General features: G+C 67.6%; 8 protein-coding genes. 5 read left to right on the top strand and 3 right to left on the bottom strand.

Annotated elements, in window-relative coordinates; all coding sequences use genetic code 11:
- The first annotated feature begins 75 nt into the window (after positions 1-75).
- Together NOM55_RS15205 and NOM55_RS15200 are read left to right on the top strand one after the other, a co-directional pair.
- Positions 76-1,038, top strand: a complete 963-nt coding sequence (locus tag NOM55_RS15205) for a hypothetical protein (RefSeq protein ID WP_255909452.1) — start codon at positions 76-78, stop codon at positions 1,036-1,038.
- A gap of 645 nt (positions 1,039-1,683) precedes the next feature.
- A complete protein-coding gene (locus NOM55_RS15200) occupies positions 1,684-3,207 on the top strand; it encodes a cryptochrome/photolyase family protein (RefSeq protein WP_255909450.1) in 1,524 nt (507 codons plus the stop codon).
- A 110-nt stretch (positions 3,208-3,317) separates the two neighbouring features.
- Here the strand turns inward: NOM55_RS15200 and trxC are convergent, their stop codons facing one another.
- Positions 3,318-3,770: a thioredoxin TrxC gene (gene trxC, locus NOM55_RS15195; protein WP_255909448.1), complete on the bottom strand. Its 453-nt coding sequence runs from the start codon at positions 3,768-3,770 to the stop codon at positions 3,318-3,320.
- 238 nt (positions 3,771-4,008) lie between these two features.
- On the bottom strand, positions 4,009-4,779 hold the full coding sequence (locus NOM55_RS15190) for a class I SAM-dependent methyltransferase (protein ID WP_255909447.1): 771 nt from the start codon (positions 4,777-4,779) through the stop codon (positions 4,009-4,011).
- A 203-nt stretch (positions 4,780-4,982) separates the two neighbouring features.
- On the opposite strand from NOM55_RS15190, the gene NOM55_RS15185 reads away from it, so the two are divergent.
- Positions 4,983-5,831: a DMT family transporter gene (locus tag NOM55_RS15185; protein WP_255909445.1), complete on the top strand. Its 849-nt coding sequence runs from the start codon at positions 4,983-4,985 to the stop codon at positions 5,829-5,831.
- Here the strand turns inward: NOM55_RS15185 and NOM55_RS15180 are convergent.
- Positions 5,828-6,220, bottom strand: a complete 393-nt coding sequence (locus NOM55_RS15180) for a VOC family protein (protein ID WP_047968451.1) — start codon at positions 6,218-6,220, stop codon at positions 5,828-5,830. The genes NOM55_RS15185 and NOM55_RS15180 overlap by 4 nt on opposite strands.
- 173 nt (positions 6,221-6,393) lie before the next feature.
- On the opposite strand from NOM55_RS15180, the gene NOM55_RS15175 reads away from it, so the two are divergent.
- Positions 6,394-8,109 (top strand): autotransporter assembly complex family protein, encoded by a 1,716-nt coding sequence (locus tag NOM55_RS15175; protein ID WP_255909442.1) that lies wholly within the window; start codon positions 6,394-6,396, stop codon positions 8,107-8,109.
- A complete protein-coding gene (locus NOM55_RS15170; RefSeq protein ID WP_255909439.1) occupies positions 8,109-11,954 on the top strand; it encodes a translocation/assembly module TamB domain-containing protein in 3,846 nt (1,281 codons plus the stop codon). The genes NOM55_RS15175 and NOM55_RS15170 overlap by 1 nt, the downstream gene beginning before the upstream one ends.
- The last annotated feature ends 10 nt before the right edge of the window (positions 11,955-11,964 follow it).

Below are 11,964 nucleotides of genomic sequence, written 5' to 3'. Positions count from 1 at the left end.
CTTCATTTGTCAAATAAATGTGTCTTTCTCATATTCCATGGTATTTAATTAAAATTTATATAATCGAGGGAAAATATGGCGAGTGACGAAATGCTTGAGTTCGTTGAAAACGAAAGAAAGAAACGCCACGACTATAACTTGATGTTTAATGAGCTTGTTGCTCGTGAAAAACAGTTACAGGAGCAGCTTGCTCACCAACAATCGGTGATACGGGAGCAGGAAGATCGGCTTAATGAAAGTCGCAATAAATTAAAAGAAGAGCAGCTGCTTCGTGAGAGAGAGTTCCAAAGAGAACTAGAGGAGCGGGAAAGACTTTTTGAAAAACGACAAGAAAGTATGTTTCAACGTCAAAGGCAAATGGAGGAGCATTTTCATGAAAGATTAAAAGAAACCGAACTTTTAAGAAGTCGTCTTGAAAGTGAACTCTCAGTAAGAGAAATAGCATTAAAGCGATCTGAAGAAGATCTAGAGCAAGAAAAGCAAAAATATCGCGAGGAAAGTAGAAAGCAAATTGAATCAAAATCACAGAGCTATGTGAATACAGCACTAACAGGACTTCAAACAAAAGAGGATAATTTTCATAAAATTGCAAAAATATGGTCCATAGTTGGTGCATGCTCAATAGCTCTTGGTATCGCATTTATAATATATACAACGCTTAGTGGAGCCTATTTGTTTCACTCGGGAACCGGTTTTACTTGGACTTACTTCGTATTTATTGCATTTCGTGGAACTATTGTTATAGCGCTATTTGCCGCGTTAGCCAGATACGCATTTATATACAGCAACTCATACATGCATGAATCGCTCAAGAGTGGAGAACGCCGACATGCAATTAATTTCGGAAAATTCTACCTTGAAGCATATGGCGCGGACGCCAACTGGGGTCAAATCAAAGAGGCATTTCAGCATTGGAATATAGGAAATGAAAGTGCCTTTTCAAAGAAGCAAGCAAATAAAGCCGAAGAGGGAATGGAGTATGCTTTGAGAGGTGCTTTAGAGAGAATTATTAATTCAAATAAATCGATATCTGAATAAATCACCGTACGGAGCATCCGGTCGCGTGTCATAACCCAGAAGGTGCGGCCACTATGACTATCTATGCAAGCCAAAGGTTGGCCGCAAGTCATCACGGCTTTGCGGCCAACCTTGTTTTTATCTGGGGTATCCGCTGCGCGGATGTCTTTTATCTGCCGCTTTCCGCGCGGCGGCGGGTGACTTTCTTTTGCTTCGCCAAAAGAAAGTCACCAAAGAAAAGGCGACCCGACGGCGCAGGAATTCCCGTAGCAGCGGCGGCCATCCCGGCGCCGCCCATACGCTGCGCTCAAAAGAGGGCGGCTTGTTTCCGGGCTGGCGGCCGCTGCTACGGCCTGCGCCAACGGGATGGGGCGCGTCGGTTCGGTTTTGGCTGGCGGTGGAATGGCTTGCGGCCAACCTTGGCTCATTCCGGCGCTTTTACTTTCGAGTCTTTCACGGTTAATCGCCGTCTTTGCCTTTGTCCGTGTTTTCCGTGTTCTTCCGTGGCAAAAAAATCAAAGCCGATTACCGCGCTAAGGTTGGCCGCAAGCCGTGACGGCTTTGCGGCCAAGCTTGTGTTGTCGGCACACCGTCGCACTGCGACCTGGCCTGATGGCATCATGCAACGGCTCGCCATGCTGGCGGGCCGTTTGTCTGGGAGACTGCATGCAACTGCGCCTGATTCTGGGGGACCAGCTTAACGCTGGCCACAGCTGGTACCGCGAACGCCGCGACGATGTGGTGTACGTGATGATGGAAATCCGCAGCGAAACCGGCTACGTGCGCCACCACGCGCAGAAGGTGCTGGCGCTGTTTGCCGCCATGCGCGGCTTTGCCGGGGCGCTGCAGGCCGCCGGCCATCGTGTGCACTATTTGCGCATCGGTGATGCGGACAATCGCCACGAGTTTGCGGCCAACCTGGGCTGGCTGGCCGCGCATTATGCTGCCGACAGCCTGGCCTGCCAGCAGGCGGACGAGCGTCGGGTGGATGCCTTGCTGGCGGCGCTGCCGCAGCAGCTGGGCCTGCCGCTGAGCGTGGTGGACAGCGAGCATTTCTACACCTCGCGTGACGAGGCGGCGGCGCTGTTCGGTAGCAAGGGCTGGCGCATGGAAACCTTCTACCGCCGCATGCGGCAGCAGCATGGCGTGCTGCTGGATGCGGCCGGCAAGCCGGCGGGCGGGCAGTGGAACTACGATGCGGCCAACCGCGAGCCGTATCGCGGCGAGGTGCCGCTGGTGCCGTGGCCGTTTGCCGGCCACGACCTGCGCGCGCTGTGGCAGGAAATCCTTGATGCCGGCGTGCAGACGCTGGGTGAGCCGCAGGCGGAGGCGCTGCGTTGGCCACTGACCCGGCGCGAGGCGCGCGCCTGGCTGGCTGATTTCATCCGGCACCGGCTGCGGCACTTTGGCCGCTATCAGGACGCGCTGGTGCACGACGAGGCCTGGCTGTTTCACAGTGGGCTGAGTTTTGCGCTCAATACCAAGATGCTGTCGCCGCAGGAGGTGGTGCACGCCGCCGAGGCCGCCTGGCGCAGCGACCCGACGCTGCCGCTGGCCAGCGTCGAGGGTTTCATCCGCCAGATCCTGGGCTGGCGTGAATACGTGCGCGGCGTGTACTGGGCGCGGCCGGATTTCGGCCGCGTGAACGCGCTGCAGCACCGCCGGCCGTTGCCGCGCTGGTTCTGGGATGGCGACACCGGCATGGCCTGTGTGGCGCAGGCGGTGCGCGGCAGCCTGCAGCACGCCTACGCCCACCACATCCAGCGCCTGATGGTGACCGGCAACATCGCCCTGCTGCTGGGCTGTGATCCGGACGAAGTGGACGCCTGGTATCTGGGCATCTACATCGATGCCTTCGAGTGGGTGGAGCAGCCGAATACGCGCGGCATGAGCCAGTGGGCCGACGGCGGCTTCATGGCCAGCAAGCCCTATGTGTCCGGCGGCGCCTATCTGGCGCGCATGGGCGACCACTGCACGCACTGCCGCTACACGGTCAAGCAGAAAACCGGGCCGCAAGCCTGCCCGTTCAACAGCCTGTACTGGCACTTTCTGGCACGGCACGAGGCGACGCTGGCGGCCAACCCGCGCCTGGCGATGCCCTACGCCAGCTGGCGCAAGATGGATGCGGCGACGCGGCAGGCGTTGCTGGCGCAGGCTGACGCCTGTGTTCGCGACGCCGATACGCTGTAGCAATCATCTCCGGATGCGCTGTCGCTCATCCGGGCTACGCGTGTTCATGACCGCCAAGGTTGGCCGCAGGTCGTGTCGGCTTACGCTGCGCCAACCCGACCTACCTCCTGTTACCGCCCCGCCTTCTGCAATCCTGCCGCAATCCAGCGCTGGATGCTGGCGCTGTCCATGGCGCCGGCCTGGCGCTGGATTTCACGACCCGCCACGAACAGGATCATGGTCGGGATGCTGCGGATGGCGAAGCGCTGGCCGAGGGTGGTTTCGTTCTGGGTGTTGATCTTGGCGAAGCGCACCTGCGGCAGGGCGGCGGCGGCCTGGGCAAAGGCGGGGCCCATCATCTGGCAGGGGCCGCACCACGGCGCCCAGAAATCCACCACCACCGGGATGTCGTTGCGCGAGATGTGGCGCTCGGCGTGGTCGACGGTCAGCTCCAGCGGCTGGCCGGTCAGCAGCGGCAGGTGGCACTGGCCGCAGTTGGGGCCGTCGGCGAGGCGGCTGGCCGGGACGCGGTTGAGCGCGTGGCAGTGCGGGCAGGCCAGGTGCAGGGCGGTGGGGGTGTTCATGGCAGGCTCCAGGGGGTCTCTGCTGGCCATATCGGTGCGGCGTGGCCACTTTCAAGGCTTGGCGCCTGCTGCCTGTCCATTGCCGGTCGGTGCGGCCAGCCGCTTGACGCGCTGGGCTGACCTTAGCCGGGCTCCTGCCGCAGATCAGGCCGCAAGGTTGGCCGCAGGCGGTAAGCGACTTGCGGCCAACCTTGGCAGCCGTTGTGTGTTTCACGCGGCAGGCGCGGGTCTTGCCCGCTCAGCCGGCGCGCTGCCCCCACCACAGCCCGGTGCGGGTGGTGAAGCTGCCGTCGGCTTCCAGCTGCAGCGCAGCGGCGACTTCCTGCGGTGCTTCCTGCTGCAACTGGCGCAGCATGGCGACTTTTTCCGGCGGCGTGCGCATGCGGCTGACCCAGCTGCCGAACTCCAGCCGCAGCGGCCAGTGCTCGTGCTGTTGCAGGGTGATGCCGGCGTCGGCCAGCAGCTGGCGCCATTCCGCGTCGGAGCGGTCGCGGATGTGGGAGCGGTCGCGCAGCAGTTCCCAGCACTGCAGATGGGTGTCGACCAGCGCGTCGGCGTCGGTTTCCACGTCGATCAGCAGCAGGTAGCCGCCCGGGCGCAGCACGCGGCGCATTTCCTGCACGCCGGCGGCGAGGTCCAGCCAGTGGTGGGCGCTGTAGCGGCTGGCGACCAGATCGAAGCTGGCGTCGGCAAACGGCAGCGCGGCGGCGTCGCCCTGTTGCGTGGCGATATTGGCGTGACCGTTGGCGGTGGCCGCTGCGGCGACGGTGGCCAGCATCGCCGGCGCCGGGTCCAGCGCCACCACTTCGCCCAGCAGTGGTGCCAGCGCGAAGCTGAGGTGGCCGGCGCCACAGCCGACATCGAGGCCGCGGCTGTGGCGCGGCAGGTGGGCGGCGACCAGCTGCTGCGCGGCGGCGAGGTCGGGGCCGGCGGCGTGCACCGCGCTGGTGAGGTAGGCTTGCGCCTGCGGGTCGAACTGTTGCCGGGTGGCCTGCTGATGGCTGCTCATGTCGTATGCTCTGCAAGATGGAGTCACGACCTTAACCGCTGCCGGATAGGGGTACAAGATAAGCAGTTATCATGGTATTGGCGCTACCTGCCTGCCGCCGTGGCACTGGCCCGTGCACGCCGCCGGCGCAAAAAGCGGCTATGGTAAGCAGGACAGGGCGCTGGCGGTGCTCATGAGTATTCAACCCCGATCAAGGAGCCGTCGTGACTTCACGTGCACAGACCCTGCTGCTGACCGCGCTGGCGATGCTGGCCTTTGCCGGCAATTCGCTGTTGTGCCGGCTGGCACTGAGCAGCACCGGCATCGACGCCGCCAGTTTCACCGCAATCCGCCTGCTGTCCGGTGCGCTGATGCTGGCGGCGCTGGTCGTGTGGCAAACGCGGCAGTGGCCGGTGGCCGGCAGCTGGCGCGGCGCGGTGGCACTGTTCGTCTACGCCGCCGCGTTCTCGTTTGCCTATCTCAGCCTGCCGGCGGCCAGCGGTGCGCTGTGCCTGTTCGGCGCGGTGCAGGCGACCATGATCGCCTGCGGCTGGTGGCAGGGAGAACGGCTGGCCGCCCGCCAGTGGCTGGGTTTTGTCGCCGCGCTGGGTGGGCTGCTGTTGCTGTTGCTGCCGGGGGCGTCGGCACCGCCGCTGGGCGGCATGTTGCTGATGCTGCTGGCCGGTGCGGCGTGGGGCGCGTATTCGCTGCTCGGGCGCGGCGCCGGCGATGCCACCGCGGTGACCGCCGGCAATTTCCTGCGCGCGCTACCGTTGGCGTTGCTGCTGTGGCTGTGGCAGGCGCCGCCGCTGTCGCCGCCGGTGGCCGGGGTGGGGTACGCGGTGGCGTCCGGGGCGCTGGCGTCGGGCATCGGCTACGCCATCTGGTATCGCGCGCTGCGCGGGCTGAGCGCCAGCAGCGCGGCCACGGTGCAGCTGAGCGTGCCGCTGCTGACGGCGCTGGCCGGCTGGCTGCTGCTGGCCGAGCAGCCGGGTTGGCGCCTGCTGCTGGCGGCGCTGGCGATACTCGGCGGCATCGCGCTGGTGATCCGCGCGCGGCCGGCACGCGCCTAGGCGGATTTCAGCTGCAGCAGGTCCCAGCGGTTGCCGTAGAGATCCTCGAACACCACTACCGTGCCGTAGGCTTCCTCGCGCGGAGACTCACAGAAGTGCACACCGCGCGCCTGCATCGCGTGATAGTCGCGCCAGAAGTCGTCGCTTTCCAGAAACAGCCATACGCGGCCGCCGGCCTGGTGGCCGATGAATGCCGCCTGCTCCGCCGTCGAGGGCTGCGCCAGTACCAGTGCGCAGTGACCGGCGCCGCGCGGGCTGACCACGACCCAGCGCTTGTGTCCCTGCGGCTGGTCTTCCAGCAGTTCAAAACCGAGCTTGTCGACATACCAGGCGATGGCGGTGTCGTAGTCGTGTACCAGCAGTGCGACGCGGGAGAGGTGCTGTGCCATGAGTGGCTCCGTTGAGGGTTGGCCGCACAGTATGCGTGCCAGTGGCCGCGGCGGGAACGGCGCGCGCCGGCGGCGGTCTGATCTACGGCGCCGCTCGTGTGAATGTCATTTTTCATTGCGCGGCAACTGCACTACCATGGGCGCTTGCCCGCCCACCTGCTGACTATCCGCCCATGTATCGCGTCCTGTTGTTACTTGCCTGCCTGCCCCTGACTGCCCACGCGCTGGATTACCGCGTCGAGCTGGCGGCGCCGTCGGAACTGGACGTGCTGCTGCGCGGCAACCTCGACCTGTACACGCTGCAGCAGGACGAGGCGCTGACGGCGCAGGATCTGGACAGCATCGTGGCCGGCACCCCGGCCGAGGCGCGCGCGCTGCTGGAGACCGAGGGCTATTTCGGCAGCGAGGTCAAGGTCAGCCGCGACGGCAATCTGGTGCGGGTGCAGGTCAGCGCCGGCGCGCCGGTGATCGTCAGCGCGGTCGATGTCACGCTGCAGGGGCCGGTGCGGCAGCAGGCGGACTACAGCCGCTTTCTTTCCAAGGTGATGGAAGACTGGGCGCTGCCGGAGGGCGCGGTGTTCCGCCAGGACGACTGGGACAACAGCAAGAAGGCGGCGCTGCGCCCCTTCCTGCTCGACCGCTTCCCGCAGGCCAGGCTCACCGCCGCGCAGGTGCGCATCGACCCGGCCAGCCGCCAGGCGCGGGTGACGCTGACGGTGGACAGCGGGCCGCTGATCCGCTTCGGCGACTTCCGCATCGACGGCCTGCAGCGCTATCCGGCCAGCATCGTCAGCGGCATGGCCGATTTCGCGCCCGGCGCGCCGTACGCGCAGCCGTCGCTGGTGGCGTTGCAGGCGGCGCTGGAGAACGATCCGCACTTCACCGGCGTGGTGGTGGCGCCGCTGTGGGAACAGCTGCACGACGACACCGTGCCGCTGGGCATCACCCTGAGCGAGCAGCAGCGGCAGAAGCTGGAGGTCGGCCTCAACTACAGCACCGGTGACGGCGCCGGCACCCGCCTGGGCTACGAGCACTACAACCTGCTGCGCCGCGGCTATACCGGCTCGGTGGCCTACGACTGGAAAAAGTCGCGGCAGCAGCTGGATCTGGGCCTCGGCTTTGCGCGCGGCAGCGACGGCTACGCGCACAGCCTCAACCTGCAGCAGCGCCACGCCGAGCAGAACCTGACCATCACCGACGCCACCGAGCTGGGCCTGTTCCGCGTGCGCCAGCGCGGAGAGATCGAGGCCCGCTTCGGCGTGGAATACCTGATCGAACGCGAGAAGATCGAGGGCGAGGCCACCCGCGACAACAAGGCGCTGATCCTGTCCTACGGCTGGGCGCAGCGCGCGGTGGACAACCCGCTGCGCCCCGGGTCCGGCTATCTGCTGGAGGGCCACCTGTCCGGCGCCGGGCTGGCGGCGGACACCCGTTTCCTGCGCGCCTACGGCCGCGGCGCGCTGTACTGGAGCCCGTCCTTCATGCGCGGCACCTGGCTGACGCGGCTGGAGCTGGGCCAGGTGTGGGCCGACGACGCGCTGCAGGTGCCGGCGTCGCGCCTATTCAAGGCCGGCGGTGTCGGCAGCGTGCGCGGCTACGACTACCAGAGCCTCGGCATCGTCAGCCCGGACAGCGGCGCGATCACCGGCGGCCGCGTGCTGGCGACCGCGACGCTGGAATACCAGTACCCGCTGACGCCGGCGTGGCGTCTGGCGGCGTTTGTCGATGGCGGTGACGCCGCCGACAGCTGGCAGAGCTGGCGCCTGGCGCGGGCGCAGGGGGTCGGCGTGCGCTGGCTCAGCCCGCTGGCGCCGCTGGCCTTCGACATCGCCTATGGCGCGCGCGACCAGCGCTGGCGCTGGAACCTCAACCTGGGGCTGGCCTTCTGATGGCGCACACCGAAGACCTGCTGCCGTCGTCATCCCTGCCGCCCCCATCCCTGCCATCGGCGGCGCCGCCGGATACCCCGACACCGCCGCCTGCGCCGCGTCGCCGCCTGAGATGGCTGCGCTGGCTGCTGTTGCTGAGCCTGCTGTTCTTGCTCGGTGTCGGCGGCGCGCTGGCGTGGTTCACCGCCACGCCGGCCGGCTTCGCCAGCCTGTGGCCGCTGCTGGAGCGCGCCAGTGGCGGCCAGCTCAAGGTTGGCCGCAGCCACGGCACGCTGTGGCATGGCTTCGTGCTGGAAGACCTCCGCTGGCAGACGCCGCAACAGCAGCTGGCGCTGAGCCGGCTGCAGCTGGCGTGGTCGCCGCAGCGGCTGTGGCAGCGCCAGTTGCAGATCGAACAGCTGCACCTTGGCGTGCTGCGCTATCACAGCAGCAAGCCGTCCGACGGCAGCCCGCCGCAGCTGCCGGCCCACCTGCGCCTGCCGCTGGACGTCGCCATCGACAGCCTGCGGCTGGACGCGCTGCAGCTGGGCGACGCGCCGCCGCTGCTGAACGCGCTTGACGCCGGCTACTACTACCAGCAACAGCAGCACGCGCTGGTGTTGCGCCGGCTGGACAGCCGCTGGGGGCGGATGTACGCCAGCGTGGCGCTGGGCAGCAGCGCGCCGTTCGCGCTCGGCGGGCGGCTGGAATACGACGGCGTGCTGGAAGGCGTCGCCAGCCGCGGCGTGCTGACGCTGCAGCAGTCGCTGCTGGCGCCGCGCGTCAGCGGCACCGTCAGCGCGCTGGGACTGTCGGCCGACCTGAAGGCACGGCTGCGGCCGTTCGCGCCGCAGGCCTTGCAACGCCTGCAGCAGCTGGACGTGCGCATCGGCGGCATCAATCCGCAGGCACTGCAGCCGGGCTGGCCGCAGGCGCGGCTGGGTCTCGCGCTGCAGCTGGCGCCGGGGGCGGGTGGCGTGCTCGACGGCGGCGTGTCGCTGATCAACTACCAGCCCGGTGCGCTCAGCGCGCAGCGGCTGCCGCTGTCGCTGCTGTACGGCCCGTTCCAGATCCGCGACGACACCCTGCTGCTGAACAATCTGGTGGCGGAGCTGGCCGACGGCCGCGCCACCCTCAACGGCCGCGTCAGCGCCAGCGCGCTGGCACTGGCGCTGCGGCTGGACGGCATCCACAGCCAGGCGCTGCTGGCCAGCCTGCCATCGCACCGTATCGGCGGCGACATCCGCGTGTCCGGCAGCCCGCGCGCGCCGCGGCTGGCCCTGGCGCTGGCCAGCGGCAAGCTGTCGCTGCGCGGTGGACTGGCGCTGCCGGCGCCGCAGCAGTGGCAATTGCAGCAGCTGCAGCTGGGCACCGGCGCCGGCCGGTTGCTGCTGGACGGCACGCTGGCGCTGGGCGCGGTGCCGCAGCTGGACGCGCGCGGCAAGCTGCAGGCGCTGAACCCGGCGGCGCTGTCGCCGCAGCTGCCGGTGGGCAATATCAACGGCAATTTCAGCGCCAGGGTACGGCTGGCGCAGGCGCCGCAGGGCGAGCTGCAGTTGCAGCTGACGCCGGGCACGCTGTCCGGCGCGCCGCTGTCCGGCCGGCTGCAGGCCAGCTGGCAGGCGCAGCGGCTACGCACGCTGCAGGGTCAGCTGCAACTGGGCGGCAACAGCCTGCGACTGAATGGCAGCTACGGCAAACCCGGCGACCGGCTGCAGATGCTGCTCGACGCGCCGCAGCTGGGCCTGCTCGGCCCGGTGTTCTCCGGGCGGGTGCGCGGCGAGCTGGATCTGGGCGGGGTGCCGGCACGGCCGCAGGTGCGCGCCGACCTGCAGGCCAGCAACCTGCGCCTGCCGGGGGCGCTGGCGGTGGCCAGCCTCAGCCTGCAGGGCGAGAGCGGCATCGCCGACGACAGTCCGTTCCGTATCCGCCTCGATGGCCGTACGCTGACGCTGGGCGACAAGCAGCTGGCGCGGCTGAGCCTGCAGGCCGACGGCAGCCGTCTGGCGCACCGGCTGCAGCTGAGCGCCGACGGTCGCCTGCAACAGCATGAACAGCAGCTGGCACTGCAGCTGGCCGGTGGTTTCGAGCGCGGCAGCAGCAACTGGCGCGGCACGTTGCAGCAGCTGGAGGGCAGCGGCTGGCTGCCGCTGCGCCTGCAGCAGCCGGTGGCGCTGCGCGCGGGGGCGGCCAACGTGGCACTGGCGGCCAGCCGCTGGCAGGCGCTGGGCGCGCAGTGGCAGCTGGGCGAGAGCCGCTGGCAGCGCGGCGGCGGCTGGCGCAGCGAGGGCCGGGTGCAGGGGCTGGCCTTGTCGGCGCTGGCGCCGTGGTTCAGCCCGTCGCTGCGGCAGACGCTGGTGTTCGACGCCGGCTGGCAAGTGCGCAGCGCGCAAGGTTGGCCGCAGGGCAGCGTGCAGCTGCAGCGCACGCAGGGTGATGTCTGGCTGCCGGCCCCGGCCGGCGAGCAGGCGCTGGGGCTGAGCCGGGCGACGCTGAGCGTCGGCCTCGGTGAACGCGGGCCGCTGGCGCTGGCGCTGGACAGCCGTTTCGGCAAGCTCGCCGCCGACGGCAGCGTGCTGTGGGGCAACGGCGGCAACGTCGCCAACGCGGCGCTGACCGGCAGCGTGCGGCTGCAGGTGCCGTCGCTGGCACTGGCACAGCCGTGGCTGAAGGCGGGCATGGAATTGTCCGGCAGCCTCGACGCCACGCTGCAGCTGGGCGGCACGCTGTCGTCGCCGACGCTGGACGGGCCGCTGCTGGGCCACGACCTGCGCTTCGTCGAGCGCCGCAACGGCATCCGCCTGGAGCAGGGCCAGCTGCAGGCGCGGCTGGCCGGCCAGCAGCTGCTGATCGACAGCCTGCGCTTCGGCAAGCAGGGCGAGCTGACCGGCAGCGGCCGCATCGACCTGTTCCAGACGACGCCGGACGTGCTGCTGCTGCTCGACTTCAAGCGCTTTGCCGCGCTGGAGCGGCCGGGGCGGCGCCTGCTGCTGTCCGGGCGCAGCCGCGTCGAGGTGCGGCAGCGGGTGGTGACGCTGAGCGGCAACCTCAGCGTCGACGAGGGCCGCATCGACATCCCGAAACTGGGCGGGCCGCGGCTGTCCGACGACGTGGTGGTGGTGGGGCGCGAGGTGGTCGACGATGCCGGCAACCGCTGGCCGCTGGCGCTGGACCTGCGCATCGCGCTCGGTGACAAGCTGCGCTTCGGCGGCAACGGGCTGGAGGCGTGGCTGGGCGGCGAGGTGCGGCTGCTGGCAGAGCAGGGCGGCACGCTGCAGGCGCGCGGCCAGATCCGCGTCGACAAGGGGCGCTTCAAGGCCTACGGCCAGGACCTGGACATCACCCGCGGCCTGATCACCTTCAGCGGGCCGCTGGACAACCCGGCGCTGGACCTGCGCACCACGCGCCGCTTCTCGCCGGTCGGCGCCGGGGTCGAGGTGCGCGGCGCGCTGCTGAGGCCGACGGTGAAGCTGGTGGCGGACGAGGCGATGTCGGAAAAGGACAAGCTGTCGTGGCTGGTGCTGGGCCGCGCCGCCGCGGTTGGCGACAACACCGGTGGCGCCGGTGCCGCCGCCGGTGGCCTGCTCGCCGGCCTGATCAACGACCAGGTCGGGCTGTTCGACGACATCGGCGTGCAGTCGCGGGCGGAAAGCACCAGCAGCGCCGGCGTGGTCAGCCCGGCGGAGCAGGTGGTGACGCTGGGCAAGCAGCTGACGCGCGAGCTGTATGTCGGCTACGAGTACGGGCTGCGTAGCGCCGAGCAGGCGCTGAAGGTCAGCTACCAGCTGTCGCGCACGCTGTCGCTGATCGGCCGCGCCGGCCGCGACGCGTCGTCGGAATTGCGCTACACCCGCCGCTTCGACTGAGCCGCGGTGC

Source organism: Vogesella sp. AC12, assembly GCF_024437575.1.
In the GTDB taxonomy this organism is placed as follows: Bacteria; Pseudomonadota; Gammaproteobacteria; order Burkholderiales; family Chromobacteriaceae; genus Vogesella; species Vogesella indigofera.
Note: the sequence above shows the minus strand (reverse complement) of the source record. Positions and strands in the feature narration are given on the sequence as shown.